The 22,077-nt window shown below is 41.1% G+C and carries 16 protein-coding genes; 5 read left to right on the top strand and 11 right to left on the bottom strand.

All coding sequences use genetic code 11. The features are described from left to right. The first annotated feature begins 61 nt into the window (after positions 1–61). On the top strand, positions 62–2,533 hold the full coding sequence (gene priA, locus J1N10_RS04895; RefSeq protein ID WP_262325557.1) for a replication restart helicase PriA: 2,472 nt from the start codon (positions 62–64) through the stop codon (positions 2,531–2,533). A 1-nt stretch (position 2,534) separates the two neighbouring features. On the opposite strand, the gene ruvC is transcribed toward priA, so the two are convergent. The 5 genes from ruvC to rplU all read right to left on the bottom strand — a co-directional run bounded on the left by ruvC (position 2,535) and on the right by rplU (position 5,453). Next, positions 2,535–3,089 (bottom strand): crossover junction endodeoxyribonuclease RuvC, encoded by a 555-nt coding sequence (gene ruvC, locus J1N10_RS04890; protein WP_262325556.1) that lies wholly within the window; start codon positions 3,087–3,089, stop codon positions 2,535–2,537. After that, a complete protein-coding gene (locus J1N10_RS04885; RefSeq protein WP_262325555.1) occupies positions 3,082–3,390 on the bottom strand; it encodes a DUF4286 family protein in 309 nt (102 codons plus the stop codon). The genes ruvC and J1N10_RS04885 overlap by 8 nt, the downstream gene beginning before the upstream one ends. 100 nt (positions 3,391–3,490) lie before the next feature. Beyond that, positions 3,491–4,762: a serine--tRNA ligase gene (gene serS, locus J1N10_RS04880; RefSeq protein ID WP_262325554.1), complete on the bottom strand. Its 1,272-nt coding sequence runs from the start codon at positions 4,760–4,762 to the stop codon at positions 3,491–3,493. Between the two features lie 92 nt (positions 4,763–4,854). Continuing rightward, positions 4,855–5,118, bottom strand: a complete 264-nt coding sequence (gene rpmA, locus J1N10_RS04875) for a 50S ribosomal protein L27 (protein ID WP_262325553.1) — start codon at positions 5,116–5,118, stop codon at positions 4,855–4,857. A gap of 23 nt (positions 5,119–5,141) precedes the next feature. Beyond that, positions 5,142–5,453, bottom strand: a complete 312-nt coding sequence (rplU, locus tag J1N10_RS04870) for a 50S ribosomal protein L21 (RefSeq protein ID WP_262325552.1) — start codon at positions 5,451–5,453, stop codon at positions 5,142–5,144. Positions 5,454–5,769: 316 nt separating this feature from the next. On the opposite strand from rplU, the gene J1N10_RS04865 reads away from it, so the two are divergent. Both J1N10_RS04865 and J1N10_RS04860 read left to right on the top strand, forming a co-directional pair. Further along, complete coding sequence (locus J1N10_RS04865) at positions 5,770–6,375, top strand: bifunctional nuclease family protein (protein WP_262325551.1); 606 nt, start codon at positions 5,770–5,772, stop codon at positions 6,373–6,375. Positions 6,376–6,420: 45 nt separating this feature from the next. Then, positions 6,421–7,812 carry a NupC/NupG family nucleoside CNT transporter gene (locus J1N10_RS04860; RefSeq protein WP_262325550.1) on the top strand — a complete coding sequence of 464 codons (1,392 nt, stop codon included), beginning with the start codon at positions 6,421–6,423 and terminating at the stop codon, positions 7,810–7,812. 122 nt (positions 7,813–7,934) lie between these two features. Here J1N10_RS04860 and J1N10_RS04855 read toward each other — a convergent pair whose 3' ends face one another. The 3 genes from J1N10_RS04855 to dnaE form a co-directional block, all read right to left on the bottom strand. Further along, on the bottom strand, positions 7,935–8,726 hold the full coding sequence (locus J1N10_RS04855; protein WP_262325549.1) for a toxin-antitoxin system YwqK family antitoxin: 792 nt from the start codon (positions 8,724–8,726) through the stop codon (positions 7,935–7,937). Between the two features lie 89 nt (positions 8,727–8,815). Then, positions 8,816–9,133 (bottom strand): thioredoxin, encoded by a 318-nt coding sequence (gene trxA / locus J1N10_RS04850; RefSeq protein WP_262325548.1) that lies wholly within the window; start codon positions 9,131–9,133, stop codon positions 8,816–8,818. Positions 9,134–9,285: 152 nt separating this feature from the next. Then, positions 9,286–13,680 carry a DNA polymerase III subunit alpha gene (dnaE, locus tag J1N10_RS04845; RefSeq protein WP_262325547.1) on the bottom strand — a complete coding sequence of 1,465 codons (4,395 nt, stop codon included), beginning with the start codon at positions 13,678–13,680 and terminating at the stop codon, positions 9,286–9,288. A 371-nt stretch (positions 13,681–14,051) separates the two neighbouring features. On the opposite strand from dnaE, the gene J1N10_RS04840 reads away from it, so the two are divergent. Together J1N10_RS04840 and J1N10_RS04835 are read left to right on the top strand one after the other, a co-directional pair. Further along, positions 14,052–14,630: a 30S ribosomal protein S16 gene (locus tag J1N10_RS04840; RefSeq protein WP_262325546.1), complete on the top strand. Its 579-nt coding sequence runs from the start codon at positions 14,052–14,054 to the stop codon at positions 14,628–14,630. Positions 14,631–14,765: 135 nt separating this feature from the next. Beyond that, positions 14,766–16,079 carry a sulfatase-like hydrolase/transferase gene (locus tag J1N10_RS04835; protein WP_262325545.1) on the top strand — a complete coding sequence of 438 codons (1,314 nt, stop codon included), beginning with the start codon at positions 14,766–14,768 and terminating at the stop codon, positions 16,077–16,079. 106 nt (positions 16,080–16,185) lie between these two features. Here the strand turns inward: J1N10_RS04835 and J1N10_RS04830 are convergent, their stop codons facing one another. From J1N10_RS04830 to J1N10_RS04820, 3 genes are all read right to left on the bottom strand, one after another. Continuing rightward, complete coding sequence (locus J1N10_RS04830; protein ID WP_262325544.1) at positions 16,186–17,745, bottom strand: arylsulfatase; 1,560 nt, start codon at positions 17,743–17,745, stop codon at positions 16,186–16,188. A 203-nt stretch (positions 17,746–17,948) separates the two neighbouring features. Further along, positions 17,949–19,184: an outer membrane protein assembly factor gene (locus tag J1N10_RS04825; RefSeq protein WP_262325543.1), complete on the bottom strand. Its 1,236-nt coding sequence runs from the start codon at positions 19,182–19,184 to the stop codon at positions 17,949–17,951. Between the two features lie 97 nt (positions 19,185–19,281). Then, complete coding sequence (locus J1N10_RS04820) at positions 19,282–21,612, bottom strand: arylsulfatase (RefSeq protein ID WP_262325542.1); 2,331 nt, start codon at positions 21,610–21,612, stop codon at positions 19,282–19,284. Positions 21,613–22,077: the final 465 nt, after the last annotated feature.

The following is a 22,077-nucleotide window of genomic DNA, read 5'->3' as shown; positions in this document are numbered from 1 at the left end:
TTGAATCTTTTGTCTTTTCTCTGATTTCTAATTTTTATCTTTACACATTCAAATTTCATGAATGAGTAACAAGCCTCTTTTTGCCGATATCATTTTACCTGTGCCTCTGCCCAGGCTGTTTACCTATGCTGTGCCTGATGATTTAACACATCTGTCAAGTATTGGAAAGCGTGTAGCAGTACCTTTTGGAAAGAAGAAGGTGTACTCGGGCATTGTGTGCCAACTACATCATAACCAGCCTGAAGAATACGAAACGAAGGATATCATCTCAGTTTTAGATGATAAACCAGTGGTGAATGCTTATCAACTCATGTTCTGGAATTGGCTGGCTGATTACTACCAATGCACTTTAGGCGAAGTGTACAAAGCAGCTTTGCCATCGGGCTTGAAAATGGAAAGCGAAACACGCATTATCTACAATGCCGATTTTGAAGCCGAATTTCCACTTTCAGATCGAGAAAACAAAGTACTCGATATCATTGCCGGCAAAAAGGTATGCTCCATCAACGACATTAATCAATCAAGCGGTTTAAAAAATAGCTTGCCTGTTGTAAAACGCTTATTGGAGTATAACGCCGTTTTTGTCAATGAGCATTTAAAAGAAAGTTATAAAGCCAAAACTGAGAAGGTCATTTCTCTTCACCCTGATTGTCAGTCGGAAGAGGCACTTCAGCAGGTTTTTGATAAGTTGTCGAGAGCCCCCAGGCAGCAAGAGTTACTGATGACCTTATTGTCGCAGGTGGGTGGCTTAACAGGTGCCATAACGAACCAATCGGTTGGCAAAACCCAATTACTAAAAAATGCCAATGCCAGCCAGCCTGCCATTAAAGAGTTATGTAAAAAAAATATACTGCTCGAACAGGTACGTGCCATCGATCGACTTGATTTAGACGATAAAGAAGTACAAATAGCAAATGCCCTAAGTGAGGTTCAGCAAACTGCTTTTGATGAAATAAAAACGGGCTTTGAAACACATGACGTCACGTTACTACATGGTGTCACTTCAGGTGGAAAAACTGAGATTTATATTCATTTGATTGAAGAGCAGCTCCAGCAAGGCAAACAGGTGCTATATCTTTTGCCCGAAATTGCCTTAACCACGCAAATTACTTCACGCCTGCAAAAGCATTTTGGCAATAAAATGGGTATTTACCACAGTAAATTTGCCGATGCCGAACGTGTTGAAGTATGGAATAACCTATTGCAACAAAAAGATTACCAATTGATTGTAGGTGTTCGCTCTTCGGTGTTTTTGCCCTTCTCCAACCTGGGACTGATCATTGTTGATGAGGAACACGAAAATACCTATAAACAGTTTGACCCGGCACCTAGGTATCATGCACGCGATGCGGCTATTGTGTTGGGCAATTTCTTTGGAGCTAAAACACTTCTGGGGACAGCCACGCCTTCTATCGAATCGTATTACAATGCACAACAAGGAAAGTATGCATTGGTAGAATTAACTCAACGCTACGAAGGCATTGAGATGCCTGAAGTAATTGCTGTAGACGTGCGTGAAGCCAAGCGAAAGAAGCAGATGAATTCACATTTCTCGCCGGTTCTTCTAGAGAAGATTGATAACGCTTTACTAAAAGGTGAACAAGTCATCTTGTTTCAAAACCGTCGTGGATTTAGTCCCTTTATCGAATGCGGACAATGCGCTCATGTAGTCAAATGCGTTAACTGCGATGTGTCCATGACCTATCATAAGCACCTCAACCAGTTGGTTTGCCATTATTGCAACCACGCCATGCAGTTGCCTACTGTTTGTCCGGCTTGTCATAGTCCGGCCATTGAGACGCGTGGCTTTGGCACAGAAAAGATTGAGGAAGAAATGAGCCTGCTTTATCCAGACCATAAGGTGGCGCGAATGGATTTAGACACGACACGCAGCAAGTCGGGTTACGATAAAATAATCAAGAAATTTGAAGAGGGCGAAGTGCACATCCTTATTGGTACACAAATGATATCCAAAGGGCTCGACTTTGATAATGTAAGCGTGGTTGGTATCCTCAATGCCGATAACATGTTGAATTATCCCGACTTCAGGGCTTTTGAGCGCAGCTACCAACTAATGACACAAGTAAGTGGCCGTGCCGGTCGTAAAAACAAGCGAGGTTTAGTGGTGTTACAAACTTCTAATCCTAAACATCCGGTTATTATGGATGTCATCAACCATAACTTCAGCAATCATTACAATGGTCAGCTGGAAGAACGTCAACTGTTTAAATATCCACCTTTTTACCGCCTGATTAACATCACCGTTAAGCACAAAGATCAGCGGGTAACAAACAAAGCTTCACACCTCCTGGCCGAGCAACTACGAGTAATTTTTGGCAATCGTGTATTAGGTCCTCAGGCACCGGTTATCAACCGGATTCAAAACCTGTTTATTAAGAAGATTTTAATTAAGATGGAGAAGAAAGCATCGCCAGCCAAAGTGAAAGATTTAATGCGCGAAGCTATTTTTAACTTACAGGCACAGCAGGAATTTCGTTATGTCACCTTTCAGATAGATGTGGATCCTGCTTAGCTTACTTTTTAACGCGTCCAGGATTTTTACTCATAAACTCTTTCCAGCTCTTCGCTCCACCGGAAATATTCACGCGTTGATTTTGCAGAAAATGGCAATACGCGGCAGCTAATCCATCGGTAGCATCCAGGTATTTGGGTAGTTCTTTAATCTTCAACAGGTTTTGAAGCAACATAGCCACTTGCTCTTTTGATGCACGACCATTGCCGGTTATAGCTTGCTTGATACGTAACGGAGCATATTCAAAAATAGGCAGAGAACGCGTCAAAGCTGCTGCCATAGCCACACCTTGTGCTCGTCCTAATTTCAACATCGACTGAACGTTTTTGCCATAGAACGGAGCTTCAATAGCCAGCTCATCCGGATGATAGGTATCAACCAACTGCACCACACGCTCAAAAATCTTTTGCAACTTCAGGTAATGATCTCCGTACTTATGCAGCTCAAGCACACCCATTGTCACCATGTCAGCTTTATTACCCACACACCGAATAATACCGTAGCCCATCACAGTAGTACCTGGGTCAATACCGAGTATAATGCGCTCCTTAGCCAAGCTTTACTTCGTTAAGGATAGAACTGAAGGTCAGACACTTTTCGCCTAACTTTTCTTTCACATTATTGACTAGAATGGCGTTATATTTATTAATCGTATCCAAATCAGCGGGGTTAGTTACCTGCATCTGACACGAAAAATTGGTGTTTCCTTCCTCAACCACAGCCATTACTTCGTATAACTCAACACGAATACTTTTTACCAAGTCCTTCATCGTAGGAACATAGTTGCGGTTCATCCACTGTTTCCAATCATCAACAATGGCATCATCAATCATAAAAGTGGTGTTGAATATATACATAAGTATTTAGTAATAATATTATTTAAACTGTAGTCAGTAGAAAAAAAATAACCCCGACACCGCTCGGTGAACGATGTCGAGGTGTAGTATAAAGTAAATCTTACTTAATAATATCAAATCCGCAATAAGGAACCAATACCTCAGGCACCTTGATACCTTCAGGCGTTTGGTTATTTTCTAAAATAGCTGCAACAATACGCGGTAAGGCCAAAGCACTACCATTTAAAGTGTGCGCTAACTGGGCTTTCTTCTCACCGTCTTCTTTGTAACGCAGCTTTAAACGATTAGCCTGGTAACTCTCAAAATTTGATACCGAACTAACTTCTAACCAACGCTCCTGAGCGGCTGAGTACACCTCAAAGTCATATGTTAATGCCGATGTAAAACTTAAATCGCCACCACATAAACGCAAGATACGCCATGGCAATTCTAATTTTTCGACCAAAGTTTGTACATGAGCCACCATCTTATCCAAAATCTCATACGACTGATCAGGATGAGCCACTTGTACGATCTCTACCTTATCGAACTGGTGTAAGCGATTCAAACCCCGTACGTGAGCTCCCCATGAACCTGCCTCGCGACGGAAACAAGCTGAGTAAGCACAATGCTTCACCGGCATTTCTGAAGCTTTTAAAATTACATCTCGGAAAATATTCGTTACCGGTACTTCTGCCGTTGGAATTAAATACAGGTTGTCAGCTGTTACATGGTACATCTGCCCTTCTTTATCAGGTAACTGACCAGTGCCAAAACCAGAGTCTTCATTCACCACTAACGGCGGAATCACCTCGCTGTAACCAGCTTTCTCAGCTTCATCCAGGAAGAAATTAATTAAAGCACGCTGCAAACGAGCACCTTTTCCTTTATATACAGGGAATCCTGCTCCAGTGATTTTAGTACCCAATTCAAAATCAATCAGATCGTACTTTTTAATCAGATCCCAATGCGGTTCTTTCGCTTCCAGCTGTGGCATAGCACCACCCGCTTTCACTTCCACATTGTCTTCTTCACCTTTCCCGGGAGGAACAATCTCATTTGGAATGTTTGGTAATGCAACCAACTGCTCATTTAGCTGAGCGGTAATCTCATCTAATGAAGTATTTAGTTCCTTAATCTTATCTTTTAATTCGCCTGTGCGAGCCTTAGCCTGGTTGGCTTCTTCTGCTTTACCCGATTTAAATAGTTGACCAATTTCTTTAGACAGCGCATTCATCTCCTGCTGAAATGATTCTGCTTCAACCTGAGTCGCTTTTCGTTTATTATCTAAATCGATGATTGCATTAACAATCCCTGATGCGTCGAAGTTCTTGATTTTAAGACGTTCAACAACTAAATCTTTGTTATCCTGTATAAATTTTAACGTCAACATACCGTTATTTCGTTTTCGAGTAAAAAAAATCTCCTGAATTCATTACGAAAGTAATAAAAACAGGAGATTTAATAATGCTTTCAGTAATCTTATTATTCAGCAGTAAAAGGAACTACTGATACATAAGATTTGTTGTCTTTTTTCTTGCGGAAAGCAACAGTACCATTAATCAATGCGAACAAAGTGTGGTCTTTACCCATACCAACGTTCTCACCTGGATGGTGCTGTGTTCCTCGTTGTCTTACAAGGATGTTTCCAGCTTTGGCAGCCTGACCGCCATAAATTTTTACGCCAAGTCGTTTACTTTCCGACTCTCTACCGTTCTTCGAACTACCGACGCCTTTCTTATGTGCCATCTTATTCTAATTTTTTTGAGTTACTAACCTACGATTTCTTCAATTTGAATTTGAGTGAAGCACTGACGATGTCCATTCTTCTTCTGGTAACCTTTTCTTCTTTTCTTCTTGAAAACGATTACTTTATCACCTTTAACGTGTGATAGAACTTTCGCAGTTACTTTAGCACCTTCTACAACAGGAGCACCAATCTTAACGTCTCCTTCGTTGTCTGTTAAAAGTACTTTTTCAAATTCAACTGTAGCACCTTCCTCGGCACTCAATCGATGCACAAAGATTTTTCTTTCTTTCTCTACTTTGAATTGCTGTCCAGCAATATCAACAATTGCGTACATGTCACCAATTATTTATGGTTTTATCCAGGAGGTGGACTTACTTTAAAAGCCACTTTTTCTACCCCACAAGATTCTAATGGAGTGCAAAAGTATATAAAATTACTTTCCAACACAAATAAAAAAACGTTCTCTTTGCTGAAAATTAGTTTTTTATGCCCTCTAAAGATAATGAATCGCTTATTAAAAAGCCTTTATCTAAAAATGTTAAAAAGTAATTACTATATTTGTTTCAATGCATTATTAACACTAATCCTCTCTTCTTTTGAAGCAATTTCTTGCATCAGAAGCATAAGAGACAATGATCTAAGCAGCGATTATGAGCAGAAAAAAAATCAAGTTAAACATTCTTGGTTTATCGTATAGCCAAACTCAGTCAGGCGCTTACGCTCTGGTTTTGGCCGAAGAAGATGGAGAAAGACGAATTCCAATAATCATTGGAGGAGTAGAAGCACAATCAATCGCCATAAAGCTTGAAGGATTAGAACCACCCCGCCCGTTAACACACGATTTATTCCTTAACTTTTCAAAATCATTTAATATTGATATCCAGGAGGTAGTTGTGTACAAACTGGAAGAAGGCATTTTTTATTCTGAGTTAGTTTGTCAGAGAGAAAATGAGAAGCTTCACATCGACTCACGCACATCCGATGCTGTTGCTTTAGCCTTACGCTTTGGCTGCCCAATATATACCTATGATGATATTATAGAAAAAGCAGGTATTGTACTTGATTTTGATAAAAAGGAAGAAGGGCATACTATTACCCCTATTGAAAAAACAGAAACGAAGAAAAAGGAGAGCACAAAATATCAATCCAAATCATTGGATGACTTAAAAAAACTATTGGAGGAAGCCATCCTGGCTGAGGACTATGAAAAAGCCTCAAAAATCAGAGATGAAATCAACCGCAGAGAGAACCAATAGTTTGTTCTCTACTCCAACTATCATTTATTTAAATTCCTAAACCTTATGAAGAAATATCTTCTGGCATTAATTTGCTTAATATTCACGACGACTTTATTTGCCCAAAACCATAATGCAGTTGTAGAAATTAACACGGCTACGTCTTTTAACTTTATGGGAATTCTCCGCGGACTGTTTGGCATGGCCATATTAATTGGCATTGCCTGGTTATTTAGTTTAAACCGCAAAGGCATCTCCTGGAAAGTGGTTGGCATTGGCCTGACTATCCAGCTATTATTAGCTGTTTCCGTGCTTTACATTCCTTTCGTACAAAGCATTTTTGAATTTTTAGGTAAGCTATTCACACTTGTACTGGATTTTACAAAAGTAGGTAGTGAATTTCTGCTTGGCGACCTCTTAGATTCATCTACATTCGGTTACATTTTTGCATTCCAAATCTTACCAACCATTATATTCTTCTCGGCGCTGACCAGTGTGCTATTCTACTTAGGCATTATTCAGAAGATTGTTTGGGCACTGGCTTGGGCCTTAACCAAAGCACTTAAACTATCTGGAGCTGAAAGTTTATCCGTTGCCGGTAATATTTTCCTTGGTCAAACCGAAGCTCCCTTAATGATTAAGGCTTACTTGCCTAAGATGAATGCCTCGGAAATGTTTTTAGTGATGGTAGGCGGAATGGCAACAGTTGCCGGTGGAGTACTGGCAGCTTATATTGGTTTTTTGGGCGGCGATGACCCGGTTCAACGCCTGATGTTTGCCAAACACTTATTGACGGCCTCGGTTATGGCAGCTCCGGGCGCTATTGTTATTTCTAAAGTATTGGTTCCTCAAACAGAAGAAATTAAATCGGAGATTAAAATATCGATGGACAAAATTGGCAGCAACATTTTGGATGCCATGAGTAACGGAACAACTGAAGGTTTAAAGCTGGCAGCTAATGTTGGTGCCATGCTATTGGTATTCTTCGCCTTTATTGCGCTTATCAACTATGGTTTTGATAAAGTGGGCGAATGGACTACTTTAAATGACTCCATTGCACAATGGACCAACGGCCAGTACGAACATTTTAATCTTGAATTTATTTTAGGCTACTGCCTAGCACCACTGATGTGGCTGATTGGTGTTCCTTCACAGGATATTGCTTTAGTTGGTCAGCTATTGGGTGAGAAGATTATTGCCAGTGAATTTGTTGGATACACCAGCCTGGCTGAATTTAAATCGACCGGTGCTCTGATGCATAGTAAGTCGGTGATTATGGCCACTTATATGCTTTGTGGCTTTGCCAACTTTGCATCCATTGGCATACAGATTGGAGGAATCGGTGGTTTAGCTCCAAACAAACGAGAATTCCTTTCAAAGTTTGGATTCAGAGCATTATTAGCTGGTACATTAGCCTCCCTTATGTCGGCCACAATCGTAGGAATGATGATGGGATAAACACTATTGAATAGTCTGACTAGTCCTAAATAACCGTTACAGATTATTGGACTAGACAGTCAGAAAATAAAAAAGGCTCGGAAAATCAATTCCGAGCCTTTCATTTTATATCGTACTAACAATTATATTCCACGCGCATCAACTTTAACTGGCTTTTGCATAATCAACTGCAAACCATCCGTTGTTTTACAAACTGCTACAATGTTAAGCGTTTTGTTGATAGAACTACCCTTAGGAAGCTTAATGCTTATCTCACCTTTTTTAGATGATAACTTTTTAGCAGGCGATAAGTTTTTGTGGTAGTATTTACCTTCGATTAGCTGACCTTCATAATACTCAACAGATTTAATGCTTTTTACTCCTTCACCTGCCAAAGACAAACCTAGAACGTAAGTGCCCGTTGTACGAATATTATCGTTTTTAGTAATCTTTATTACAGGATCGGGACGTAGTTTACCCAGGTTGGTGTATCGCTTCAAACCAATACCTGGCAAACCATTTTTGTATTCATACTCGGCCGTTAACTCACCATCACGATCGTAGCGTTTACAAATACCATTTAACCGCCCATCTATATACGGCTGTTCTTTATATACTTTACCTGTTGAATGGTAGGTTAATCGGATACCATCTTTTTTATTTTCTTTATAAGTAATCGTTTCCAACAGCTTTCCGGACTTTGAAAAGCGCTTTGAAACACCATGACGAATAGCTGATTTGCTACCTTCCTGAAATTTCATTGATATCTCCCACTCAACAGGCGAGTGTGGATCATCATTGAAATGACGCTTTTTAATAAAAGTTCCATCTGCATTTTTAGAACCTGTTTTTACCACTTCTTTTTGTGGCCCAAAAAACTGACAACTGCTAAGTGCAATAACCATCACAGCCATCAATACATGTAATTGTTTCATAATAAATTAAAATAAGGGGGTAGTTTAAATTTAAGGATTAAAAAAAGGCTGTCAAAAATTTGACAGCCCTCATTATAAGTATTTTGTTACTATAATAGAGCATCAATTTTTGATGCCAATATAGTTTTTGGAACGGCTCCAACTTGTTTGTCAACTACTTCACCATTTTTAAAGAATAAAATGGTTGGGATGTTACGAATACCAAACTTAACTGAAGTACCAGGATTACTGTCCACATCCATTTTTGTGATTACGGCTTTATCACCATATTCTTCCGCCAATTCTTTAACAATAGGCGTAACCATACGACATGGCCCACACCATTCAGCCCAAAAATCAACCAATACTGGCTTGTCTGAATTTAATACTAACTCTTCAAAATTGGCATCAGTAACTTCGATCAACATAGCAAATCTGTTTTACTTTATTATTATTTAAAATTTTAACTTCCTAACTTAAAAGTGATTGCCCAAAGTTAAATATTTTTAATTGGGCATGTTCAAAAATACACATTTTTTAATATATAGAAATAAGAATAATAACTGATTCTCATCAAGTACTAAGCAATACTCATTTCTATATCCTGATGTTCATCTATATATTTTATCAAATCATCGTTTAAATCCACCCGCATGCTCCTTGACAGAAACTGCACCGCATTTTTTGTTTCCGGGTCCCTAACCATAAACTTTAGTGTTACATTGCCTTCATTACTCTGAAGAATGTTGGCCAGTTCAGTAATCAGCTCTTGCTTTATAGCGTTTAGCGGCACCGTTAAAGTGACCGTGTTAACCATGGTATCACGCAGTTCACTTAGGAACTTGATATTGTTAATTTTGAACTCCAGTTCTTCCTGGTTATATCGCCTTGGTTGAACACGGCCTTTCACCATAATAAAATAGCCTATTTCCAAATAGGGCAGATATTCTGTAAAATCATTCCCAAAAAAGGCGAATTCAAAGGAACCTGTATAATCTTCCATTGTCATAATGCCATACGGGTTTCCTTTTTTAGTTGTTCCGCGACGTACATTAACCACACTACCCGCCACTGTAATATCACGACCTCTCATGGCCTCCAAATCATCCAACTGCTTTAAGCGATGGTGGATAAAATGATTCATCTCCAACTTATATTGATCAAGCGGATGAGCTGACAGATAGATCCCAATGTATTCCTTCTCGTGATTGAGTTTTTCGATGATTGAATACTCAATACAATTGGGCATATCAGGTGTTTTAATGGCAATATCGCCCCCCATGGCACCAAACAACGAGTTTTGCGATGAGGCTTTATCGGCCTGATAGCGGTTACCGTATCGAATCAGATGCTCAATAAAGTTCATATCATCATTTTCGTGCTTGCCAAAGAATTGTGCACGATGATAGTCGCCCATCGTATCGAAAGCTCCGGAAAAGGCCAACGCTTCAATGTTCTTTTTGTTAACGGTGGTTAGCGGTAACCGCTCCACGAAATCGTAAACCGTTTTAAATGGCCCATTCTTTTCACGTTCCTGAATGATGGCTTCCACGGCACCTTCACCAACACCTTTAATACCCGCCATTCCAAAACGAATCGCCCCTTCTTTATTTACCGTAAACTTACGGTACGATTCATTGACATCAGGTCCCAATACATCCATCCCCATGTTCTTACACTCTTCCATGAAGTTGGTGATCTTGGTAATATCGCTCAGGTTACGACTTAATACACCTGCCATAAATTCAGCAGGGTAATGTGCTTTCAGGTAACCGGTTTGATAAGCAATATAGGCATAACACACCGAGTGCGACTTATTGAAGGCATAACTGGCAAAGGCTTCCCAGTCTTTCCAAATTTTCTCAATCAGATCCTCTGGTTTGGGAATAGAGGTTTTGCCATCTTTACAAGCACTCACAAACTCTTCACTGGCCAAACAGCCTTTGATGAACTTTTCTTTTAACTTATCCATCATGGCCATAATCTTCTTACCCATGGCCTTACGCAACGAATCGGAGTCACCACGGGTAAAACCACCCAAGGCCCTCGACTGAAGCATCACCTGCTCCTGATAAACAGTAATACCATAGGTATCTTTCAGGTAGGGCTCCATCATCGGGTGATCATATTCTATCTCTTCGCGCCCATGCTTACGGGCAATAAAAGAAGGGATGTATTCCATTGGTCCTGGACGATACAAGGCGTTCATGGCTACCAGGTCTTCGAAACGGTTTGGCTTTAACGCCTTAAGGTGTTTTTTCATTCCCGGCGACTCAAACTGGAAGATGGCTGTTGTTTCACCGCGGCTAAAGAGCTGAAAGGTCTCCTCATCTTCAAGGTTCACATTATTGATGTCTACATCAATGCCTTTTGAGAGCTTTACGTTATCCAGCACTTCTTTAATAATAGATAGTGTTTTCAGCCCCAGGAAGTCCATCTTCAACAAACCAATATCTTCTACAAAACGACCATCGTATTGGGTGGTGAGCAGCTCCTCTCCTTTGGTTGGCATAACGGGTACGTGCTCGTCAAGCGCATTTTTACCAATCAATACACCACAGGCGTGAACACCTGTTTGTCGTACCGATCCCTCTAAAGCCTCGGCAAACCGAATCGTTTGGGCAATAAGCGGATTCGATGATTCTTTTTCTTCAAGCAAGGCCGGTTCTTCCTTATAGGCCTTTTTAAAACTCATCTTAGGTGCTTCGGGCACCATCTTGGCCAGGCGGTTGGCTTCAGCCAAATCAAGACGCAATACTCGCGCCACATCCTTGATGGAACTCTTGGTAGCCATCGTACCAAAGGTACAGATGTGTGCTACTTTCTTTTGCCCATATTTATGTGTCACATAATCCAATACTTCTTGTCGTCCATCATCATCAAAATCGATATCGACATCGGGCATGGAGATACGGTCGGGATTCAGAAATCGCTCAAACAGCAAATCGTATTTAATCGGATCCACATCCGTAATACCCACACAATAGGCCACTGCAGCACCGGCAGCCGAACCACGACCGGGTCCTACCAGAACCCCGTTATCTTTGGCCCAGTTGATAAAATCCTGAACTATCAGGAAGTACCCCGGGAAACCCATGGTTTTAATTGTTTCTAACTCGAACTCCAGACGTTCTTTTTTATCACCGGTTAGTTCATCGCCCGGATAACGCTTTTTAGCACCTTCAAAGGTGAGGTGTTCAAGGTAATCGCTTTCCAGTTTAATGGGCAATACTTTATCATAGCCTCCCAGCTTCTCATATCTGTCTTCACCAAATTCTTCAATTAATTTGGCTTCATTAAATTTCTCGCGATACGAGTCCATTGTACCAAACTCCTCCGGAATATCAAAAGGTGGCATAATAGGGTTCGCATCCAACTTAAATGCTTCAACCTTATCAGCAATTTCAGCGGTATTGGCTAATGCTTCGGGCACATCGGCAAACAACTCGTTCATCTCCTCGGTGGTTTTAAACCACTCTTGCTTGGTGTATCGCATGCGCGTCGGATCATCGTAATCGCGCCCGGTGCTCAAACACACAAGAACATCGTGTGCCTCTGCATCTTCGGGATTCATAAAATGCGAGTCGTTGGTGGCAATCACCTTCACGCTCAATTCGGCTGCCAATCGACGAATCACTTTATTCACCCTCACCTGATTTTCATACACATCCGCTCGCAGGCGTGGATCGTTATTGCGGTGTCGCATGATTTCCAGGTAATAATCCTCTCCAAACACATCTTTATACCAAAGAATCGTCTCTTTAGCTTTATCAATATTACCAGCCATAATGTGTTGAGCCACTTCACCGCCCAGGCAGGCACTGCTCACAATCACGCCTTCGCTATACTGCTCCAATAAATCTTTATCGATACGCGGCTTGTAATACATACCATGCGTATGCGCTATGGAGGTCAACTTCATCAGGTTTTGATAACCTGTATAGTTTTTTGCCAGTAAAATAATATGATGACCGCCTGAATCTGTTTTATCGTCTTTGCGCAAATGACCTCGCTTAGCCACATAAGCCTCCACGCCAATAATGGGTTTTATATCCACTTTTGAACAGGCCACATGAAACTCTTTGGCTCCAAACATACTACCATGGTCTGTAATGGCCACAGCTGACATTCCATCTTCTTTTGCTTTAGCAGCAATATCAGCCGTTTTAGCAGCACCATCTAAAATAGAATATTGTGAATGCACGTGCAGGTGCACAAAAGGTTGAGGGTCAATATTCTTTTTGGCTTCCTCCCATTTCCGCTCTTCCTCTTCAATGGATACCTCATCAAAAGCCGACGCCACTTTAAAGGATTCGTATTCGATACCCACCAATTGAATGGTCGTCGGGTTATTGGCTTTAAAGGCCTGAATCTGTTTAGGCGATAGCTTATGCAGATCTGCACTTAATCCATCAACACGAATCAACTCCAGGAAACAACGCGAAGTCGCTTCCACATCGGCAGCAGCATTGTGCGCTTCAGCAAAAGGAACACCAAACAACTTCAGGTGAAGTTCGGTCAGTGTTGGATTCTTCAGCTGACCTTTGCGCTTCAGGTCACAATACTCTTTACTGCCCGTCATGGTATCAATAACAGGGGCGGTCGTCAGGTCGGTTTCATCCATCTCGCTGCGAAGCAATTCGCAACCAACAATATTGATGTCAAAGGATACATTATGGCCGATGATAAACTTCGCGTTTTTAACATCTTCCATAAAATCGAGCAAGGCCTCTTTGAGCGGAATACCTTTTTCCTGAGCTATTTCGGTTGATATACCATGCACCGCCACCACATCTTCGGGCACCACAAATCCATCGGGTGTGATTACATGGTTTTTGGCAAACAGGAAATTACCCTCCACATCGTGCACTTGCCAGGCCAACTGAACCATGCGTGGCCAGTTTTCAAAGTCAGTTAATGGTGCTTTCCACTTCTTGGGTAATCCGGTGGTTTCGGTATCAAATATTAAAAACATCTCAGAATCAGTATTATCGAATTTAGCGAACTTATATAGTTCCGGTTGGCGAATTTAACGAATTAAAAGGGGAATGCCGAGGAGAAAAATGTTAATGCTTTGTTTTCTGCTGATGGCGGATAAAAGCACAGTATCAGAAAATAAAACTCAACACAGAGGCGCTGAGACGCAGAGTTTTTTTAACACATTCTTGAATAACTCTGTGCCTTTGTGTCTCTGCGTTTATTATTTTGCATATTTACAATTCGTTATTCTTTTAGTGATTTAATCGAAATATTAAGATGCAACCTATTGTTAGATAACAATTAAAGCTCTATCTTTGCAGCCGCAAAACGAGTTTTTGCAATTGTTTAATTATTAAAACGAATACTATGCCTGTAAAAATTAGACTGGCACGTCACGGACGTAAAAGGTATGCTTACTACCACATTGTAGTAGCTGATAGCAGATCACCACGCGATGGTAAGTTCATTGAAAGAATTGGTTCTTACAACCCGAACACAAACCCTGCTACAATCAATTTAAACTTTGACAAAGCTCTTACATGGCTTGACAAAGGTGCTCAGCCAACTGACACTGCTCGTGCGATTTTATCGTACAAAGGTGTGATGATGAAGAAGCACTTATTGGAAGGTGTTAAGAAAGGTGCTTTTGATGAGGCAGAAGCTGAGAAGCGTTTCAACGCTTGGTTAGCTGAAAAAGAAGGTAAGGTTCAAGCTAAGAAAGATCAATTAGCAGGTGCTAAAGCTGACGCTACTAAAGAGCGTTTAGAGCAGGAAGCTAAGATCAACACTGAAAGAGCAGAAGCTCTTGCTGCTAAGAAAGCTGAATTGGCTGCTGAAGCTGAGGCTGCTGCCAAAGCTGCTGCTGCAGAAGCTGCAGGTGAGGAAGCTGAAGAAGAAGCTACTGAAGGAACTGAGGAAGCTCCTGAAGCTCCGGCTGCTGAGTAATTCAGTCCGATCTTTTTCAAAAGATAAGAAAGCCATCCAATCGGATGGCTTTTTTTATTTTATAAAGATTCAATCTTTATTAATATTTTTAGATGATTATAATCCAGTAAGTGTCACTCGCTAAAAAGAAAAGAAATGAATACTTTATATAGAATATCACTGGTATTATTGACTAGCTTCATCTATTCCTGCTCAACAAATGTGGAAAAAAACAAACCTAATGTTATCCTGATAATGGCTGATGACATGGGTTATGAATGCGTTGGTGCTTATGGCTCTACATCGTATCAAACACCCAACATTGACAAAATAGCCAATCAGGGAATCCTCTTCTCAAACTGTGTTTCGCAACCTTTGTGTACCCCTTCAAGGGTTAAAATAATGACCGGTAAATACAACTACAAAAACTATGATTTCTTTGGACACCTGAACCTTTCGGAATATACATTTGGAAATTTGATGCAGGATGCCGGTTACGCCACCTGCATAGCTGGAAAGTGGCAATTAAACGGACTAGCCTATCAAGATACTATTGCCGATTGGAATGATAACACACGCCCCAATAAATTCGGATTTGAAGAATACTGCTTATGGCAACTCACCCAAACAAGAGATAAAGGTGAGAGGTATGGAAATCCATTAATTGAACAAAACGGAAAAAGTCTGGAAAGAAACCGTGATGACTATGGACCGGATATTTTCTCCAATTTTGTACTGAATTTTATTGAGAGAAAAAAAGATGAACCATTTTTTGTTTACTACCCAATGGTTCTGGTTCATGATCCATTTGTTCCAACGCCGGAATCGCCTGAGTGGTCTAATCAGGAAATAAGATATAAAAATGACACCACCTATTTTAAAGATATGGTTGCTTATACCGATAAAATAGTTGGTAAGATTGTTAATAAACTTGAAGAGTTAAACCTGGATGACAACACCATAGTCATTTTCACAGGTGATAATGGTACACACCCTACTATTCAATCGCATTTGGCAAAGGAGGTCATCGTTGGAGGAAAAGGAAAGACAACGGATGCAGGAACACATGTGCCATTAGTTGTTAAATGGCCTTCTAAAATAAAAGAGAAAGCTGTATTTGAAGATTTGATTGAGTTTAGTGATTTTTTCCCTACACTGGCAGAGCTAACAGACACTGATGTTCAGTCTGATGGCAAAAGTTTTTACCCTTTACTAAATGGCGAAGACTATCAACCAAGACAGACCGCCTTTATTCATTATGATCCGCAATGGGGCAAGTATGTCAATCAATACAGAAACCAATTTATTCGAACGCTTGAGTATAAACTCTATCCTGACAGTAGTTTTTATAATCTCACCAATGATCGATTGGAAAAAAATCCGCTATGCCTCGATTCGCTCTCTAACAACGAACAAAACATAAAGGCTACACTGGAAAAAGAATTAAAAAAACATCCTCAATGGCAATAAGAACAAAGCCACCCAAACGGGTGGCTTTTATTTTGTATTTTTCTTAAGCTTCAACCAACTATTACGGCCAAATACTTAATCACAACTCAAAACACTCATCACCTGCTTACTTACCTTCAGAAGCTCTCATAAATCCTTCCATCACCTGCTCCAGGTTAAAAGATGCAGGCTTCTGACGTGGAGGATAATCCTTAAAGGTAGTTAGCATATTTGCTGCAATCACTTGCGCTCCAACCGCAACAAACTGAGCTTTATGTTCAAGCCATTCGTAATAGGTATTGGAATTATGCTGTGCCTTCTCAAATGGATCCATACGCAGGTCAAATATTAAAGGGATTCTTAGTTTTACGAATGGATACATCCAAACTCCAAATTTTTCAGATTGTTGCTCCATAAAAACAATTTTCCATTTTTCGTAGCGCATTGCTACCAAATCTCCATCATCACTCCAATAGTAGAACTCTCTGCGCGGCCAGGTTGTCCACCCGTACTCATCCTTTCCATATTTCTTTTCACCTGTTAAATAAGGTAATAAGTTATAACCATCCAAATGCACATTATAAGTTCTGTCAACCCCTTTATAACCTTTCTTCAACTTATTAATAATGTCGGATTCACCAACTGCTGCCATAATTGTAGGCACCCAATCTGTTCCGGTTACAATTTCATTAACGACACTATTGGGTTCAATTTTACCCGGCCAACGAATGAGACAAGGCACACGGTAACCACCTTCCCAGTTTGTATTCTTTTCTCCACGAAAAGGGGTAATAGCACCATCGGGCCACATATTAAAATGCGGACCATTATCGGTTGTATAAATCACAATCGTATTCTTGCTAATTCCCAATTCATCTAGTTTATCCAGTATTTGTCCTACATGGTCATCGTGTTGCATCATTCCATCGGCGTAAAAATTCAGGCCTGACTTGCCCTCATATTCTTTGGGCACATGTGTATTGTAATGCATCCGTGATGAATTAAACCAGCAGAAAAACGGTGTCTTATCTTTTGCTTTCTTTTCAATAAAATCGATAGCTGCATCAGCAAATTCCTGGTCGATCATTTCCATGCGTTTGCTGGTCAATGGACCTGTATCTTCAACTTTACCGTCAGCATAGCTTCGTATAACTCCTCTGGGGCCATAATTCTTTTTAAATTCCGGGTTTTTAGGATAATCAGGCTCTTCGGGTGTTTCTTCAGCATTCAAGTGATACAGATTCCCATAGAATTCATCAAAACCATGATTGGTTGGTAGAAACTCATCTAAATCACCCAAATGATTTTTACCAAACTGCCCTGTGGCATACCCAAGAGGTTTCAATAATTCAGCCAGTGTTGGATCTTCAGGCTGTATACCAAGGGTTGAACCCGGAAGACCTACTTTGGTTAATCCTGTTCGGATTGGCATTTGTCCGGTAATGAAGGCTGACCTTCCTGCCGTGCACGATTGCTCGGCATAATAATCAGTAAACTGCATCCCTTCATGGGCAAGCCGGTCGATATTGGGTGTTTTATACCCCATCATGCCTTTGTTATTGTAACTGAGATTCCAAAAACCGATGTCGTCACCCATTATTACAACAATATTGGGTTTTTTACTTTTTTGTGCACTCACCGCTGCAGCAAAAAGTAAAACGCATAATAACATTACTAATTTTCTCATATTCTACTTTTATAAAATGTAATTATTAGGATTATTTATTGTGTTAATGTCCATATAAACGCCACCATCTTATCACTGGCCTAAAAACTGAAGATTAATATCTGTTGTGCCTTTGTGCAACATTGAATATTGCGGTTTAATAAACAAGTTGAATACTGTATAACCGGCGAAGGAAGCTAGCCAGGTTATCAACCCACCGGCTTTTAAAAAACTTCGTTTAATCCCAGGTAAAATCCACTAGAACCATATTTGCCAAATGCATAGTCAAGGTTTAAGTTCATGCGCGACTTTTTGTTGATCATGATCCTCAAGCCGGCACCATAACCTAAATCAAGCCATTCAAACAGTGCAATATCATTTGTTCGACTACTAGCTGTTGTTCCATTGAGAAAGACGACAGCGCCAAACGTTTCTTTATTTTGCTGAAGTGGCACACGATATTCTACTTCTCCATACCAAATATCTTCTCCTCGAAAACGCCCCTGCGTGTAGGCTCGTCCAGAGCGGCCAAACTGATCCCAGCCAACAGCTGGCAGGTCGAGATAGGGCACCTTACCTGATGTAACGAACCACCCATAAGTCCAAAAACCTATCATATGGCGGGGTCTTTCCGGATTAACATGTATGTAATCACGATATTCCAACCAAAGTATTGATGAGCTTTCTGTGCTTCCCATAAACTTAGGATTAATCCGTATGTTAGCAAAAGCATAACGCCCACTATAAGGGTTTACAGCATTATCACGACTATCATATAACACATTTAAGGATAAACCCGATAAAGTGTATTGGTCTATTGGCATACCATGATACGTTTGGTAAATATAATGGCTGGTTAACACCTGCGGATCGGCATCAAAATCAAGTAAATTATCCTGTATATCACTATGATAGTCGAGATGATAGCCTACCCCTAAGAACAAACGTGAATCCTGGTAGCGCTTCAAGGCTGTTTGATGAAAACGGAAATAATTAAACTCCATCATTTGGGCTTTGTCGATTTTATCTGAAAATACGCCATCTGGAAATTCTATGCCACCAGATACTGCTTTATTGGAGTTCGGTCCCGTACCCAAACCATAGGTGGGCTGTGAGGTTATAAAATAGCGCCAGTCACCTAAAAGATTCCATCTGTCGCCCTTTAAAAAAACATTGGTTTTAGCGGTCAGCAACAACTGTTTATTAGTAGTATATACAATCGTGCCCAAACCTGATGATATACTCGTATTAGAGGCATCTCCCATAAACCAACTAGCGCCTGGTGCAAAACCATACAAAAAACCATTGGTAGGATTTGCTCCAATTACAGGAAGCGGAATTATTGACAGGTTCTTTTCCTTTTTGGCATCCTGTGTTACTTTAGTCGTATCTTTTTGTGCCTGCCCATTACCCCCAATCAACAATAACAGAGAGTATAATAGCATTGATTTTCTTATCATATCTTTCATCTTTAGAAGGATTCATGCCTCTAATGGCTACGATTTAATACTATCCCCAATAAGAAAGCGGGCAAATCGTTGCCCGCAGAACTTTTTTCTACTTCAAATCCACCTGCACATATTTTAAATCACCGGTGTATGCAAAAGGCCCTTTGTACTTATTGCTAACGACAGAGCCCAAGTCCATTCCTACATCCAGGGTTTCTGTAGCTGAAAAACGTGCCGGAACTTGTTTTCCTATTTGTGCTTTTCCCGCACTTTTACCATTGATAAATAACTCAGCTGTTCCTCCACCGCCCCATTCATTCGATTCCTGGGTATAAACCATTTTGAGTTCTAAAGCTCCTTTTGGCAAAGTAGACGACGAAACATCATAATGCGATTCGTGGAAGAAATTGTAGGTGTAATGCAGTTTGTTATTCTTAATAAAGAGGGTATAACCTGCCGAGCCTCCGCCACAAGCAAGCAACACGCCTTCGTCACCCGGTTTGAAATTAACATGAGCAGTGAGTACATGACTTCGCATATACACCGGCGCGGCACTACCTTCAGGGACACGCACTGTTCCGGGCATATACTTAAAAGTGGTTTTGCCCTTTGTTAATGACGGACGATTTGGATTGGATGCTCTTTCAGCAAAGCGATCGTCAAGCGGATAAACGTTGTATTTCTGCGCTTCCTTATCGAATATCGCTTTGAGCTCTTCCAGTTTTTCGGGCTCACTGGCTGCCAAATCGTTGGCTTCCGAAAAGTCTTCGTTAATGTTGTATAACTCCCATTTATTATCCTTGAAACCAATGGAACCCATTAACTCCCACGGTACACCATGGAAAGAGGCCGCCACCCATCCATCGTGATAAAGGGCGCGGTGTCCGCCCGTTTCGAAATATTGTGTTGAACGTGTATCTTTTGCATTAGTATCCTCAAAGGTATAGTTCATACTCACCCCAGCCATTGGCACTTGTTTAACTCCATTGACACTTGTTGGTATGTCAATACCGGCAGCCTGATAGATCGTTGGTGCAATATCAACGGCATGATGGAACTGCGTGCGCACTTCACCTTTGGACTTGATACCGGCTGGCCACGAAATGACCATTCCATTACGGGTTCCTCCAAAGTGCGAAGGCACACGTTTCATCCATTGGAAAGGAGCACATCCGGCCCAGGCCCAGGCCACAGCAAAGTGGTTTTCATGATTAGGACCGCCTATTTCGTCCAAAACAGCCAGCTGTCGCTCAACGTTATCGGGGAATCCGTTTTGGGTCATCATATTATTAAGCGTACCGGTAAGGCTACCCTCGGCGCTTGAACCGTTATCGCCGGCAATGTATATAACCATAGTGTTATCGCCTCCGGGCAATGCTCTGGCGGCATCCACCAGTTTACCAACATAGTGGTCGGTATGGGCCAAAAAGGCAGCAAAAACCTCCATCTGGCGGGCATATAATTTTTTGGCTTCCGCGCTTTGCTCATCCCACGAAGGAATCGATTCGGGACGTGGTGTCAGCTTTGTATCCGGAGGCACAATGCCCATTTGAATCTGACGCTCTAAGGTATGCTCACGCATGGCTTCCCATCCTTCGTCAAACTGACCTTTAAATTTGTCAATCCATTTTTGAGGCACGTGCAATGGCGCATGCGCAGCTCCGGTGGCAAAATACACGAAATACGGCCTATCGGGGTCGAGCGACTTTTGCCTTTGAATCCACTCAATGGCATCTTCAGTGAGGTCTTCGGTTAAATGATAACCTTCCTCAGGTGTTTTTTCTGGTTCAACAGGCAGGGTGTTGCGGAATAGCTGCGGTTCCCATTGACTTGTTTCACCACCCTGAAATCCGTAAAAATATTCAAATCCAAAACCTGTAGGCCATCGATTAAAAGGCCCAATGGGGCTGGTCTCCCAGTCGGGTGTATTGTGCCATTTACCCCAGGCAGCCGTATTGTAACCATTCTGGCGAAGCACTTCGGCCATACACGCAGCATCGGCACCCCACACACTATGATAGCCCGGATAGCCGGTAGAGAGTTCGGAAATAGTACCAAAACCTGTTTGATGATGGTTACGACCGGTTAAGAGGGCTGCCCTTGTAGGACTACAGATACCTGTTGTATGAAAACGGGTATAGGTTAATCCTTCATCGGCTAATTTATCCATGGTTGGTGTTGGAATAGGCCCTCCAGTTGTTCCCGGCTGACCGAAACCGACATCATCCAATAAAACTAGTATAACGTTGGGTGTTCCTTCAGCGGCCCGGTATGGCTGCGGATAATCTTCTTTCGAATCTTCAAATGTTTTTCCTAATACACCATTAAATTCGGATAAGGGACGAGGAAGTGTTGGCCCTTCCTCCGTTTTTTGAGTGGGCGGCGCGCACGACACAACGAGTGCCAATGCTGCAAATGTAAAAAGCGTTTTAATACTCATGTTAAGGTATTTAAAGTAAAAACCAATTAGATTGCCATATCGTATTCATTCGGTAACCCAAGTTCGAAATAATTCAATCTAAATTCCAATACTTTAACAAAATATTTGTATACTTGTTTTATAATAAACTTAAACAGTTAACCCATTATGACTACCTACCCATCTCCCCAAAGGGTTTGTCGGACGGCTTTATTCGACAATTTTCTCCAATTAAATCTCCTAATCATTACCGATTCCATGCAGCACAGTGACATAACGTAACAATTATATCTGCAAAGCCATCTGTTACAGCTCAGACACAACTACTATTCACCACCAAAGGTTATGAACGTTCACTAACCGCAACAGGAAGCCCGGTAACCACCTGAAACCATAATTTCCCGATTAGTTTTGCAATATCCCTGGTTCTTATGGAAAAATAAGTGGGACACGAGCAAATCTGCGCGGGAACATGTAAAACTTTGC

It is taken from the genome of Carboxylicivirga litoralis (genome assembly GCF_025499605.1).
Classification (GTDB): Bacteria; Bacteroidota; Bacteroidia; order Bacteroidales; family Marinilabiliaceae; genus Carboxylicivirga; species Carboxylicivirga litoralis.
This window is presented reverse-complemented; position numbering and strand designations above follow the sequence as displayed.

What these genes read in the sequence shown, in the direction of transcription:
- priA (WP_262325557.1), top strand. Translation starts at nt 62, where the DNA reads ATGAGTAACAAGCCTCTTTTTGCCGATATCATTTTACCTGTGCCTCTG.
- J1N10_RS04885 (WP_262325555.1), bottom strand. Translation starts at nt 3,390, where the DNA reads ATGTATATATTCAACACCACTTTTATGATTGATGATGCCATTGTTGAT.
- serS (WP_262325554.1), bottom strand. Translation starts at nt 4,762, where the DNA reads ATGTTGACGTTAAAATTTATACAGGATAACAAAGATTTAGTTGTTGAA.
- rpmA (WP_262325553.1), bottom strand. Translation starts at nt 5,118, where the DNA reads ATGGCACATAAGAAAGGCGTCGGTAGTTCGAAGAACGGTAGAGAGTCG.
- rplU (WP_262325552.1), bottom strand. Translation starts at nt 5,453, where the DNA reads ATGTACGCAATTGTTGATATTGCTGGACAGCAATTCAAAGTAGAGAAA.
- J1N10_RS04865 (WP_262325551.1), top strand. Translation starts at nt 5,770, where the DNA reads ATGAGCAGAAAAAAAATCAAGTTAAACATTCTTGGTTTATCGTATAGC.
- J1N10_RS04860 (WP_262325550.1), top strand. Translation starts at nt 6,421, where the DNA reads ATGAAGAAATATCTTCTGGCATTAATTTGCTTAATATTCACGACGACT.
- J1N10_RS04855 (WP_262325549.1), bottom strand. Translation starts at nt 8,726, where the DNA reads ATGAAACAATTACATGTATTGATGGCTGTGATGGTTATTGCACTTAGC.
- trxA (WP_262325548.1), bottom strand. Translation starts at nt 9,133, where the DNA reads ATGTTGATCGAAGTTACTGATGCCAATTTTGAAGAGTTAGTATTAAAT.
- dnaE (WP_262325547.1), bottom strand. Translation starts at nt 13,680, where the DNA reads ATGTTTTTAATATTTGATACCGAAACCACCGGATTACCCAAGAAGTGG.
- J1N10_RS04840 (WP_262325546.1), top strand. Translation starts at nt 14,052, where the DNA reads ATGCCTGTAAAAATTAGACTGGCACGTCACGGACGTAAAAGGTATGCT.
- J1N10_RS04835 (WP_262325545.1), top strand. Translation starts at nt 14,766, where the DNA reads ATGAATACTTTATATAGAATATCACTGGTATTATTGACTAGCTTCATC.
- J1N10_RS04830 (WP_262325544.1), bottom strand. Translation starts at nt 17,745, where the DNA reads ATGAGAAAATTAGTAATGTTATTATGCGTTTTACTTTTTGCTGCAGCG.
- J1N10_RS04825 (WP_262325543.1), bottom strand. Translation starts at nt 19,184, where the DNA reads ATGATAAGAAAATCAATGCTATTATACTCTCTGTTATTGTTGATTGGG.
- J1N10_RS04820 (WP_262325542.1), bottom strand. Translation starts at nt 21,612, where the DNA reads ATGAGTATTAAAACGCTTTTTACATTTGCAGCATTGGCACTCGTTGTG.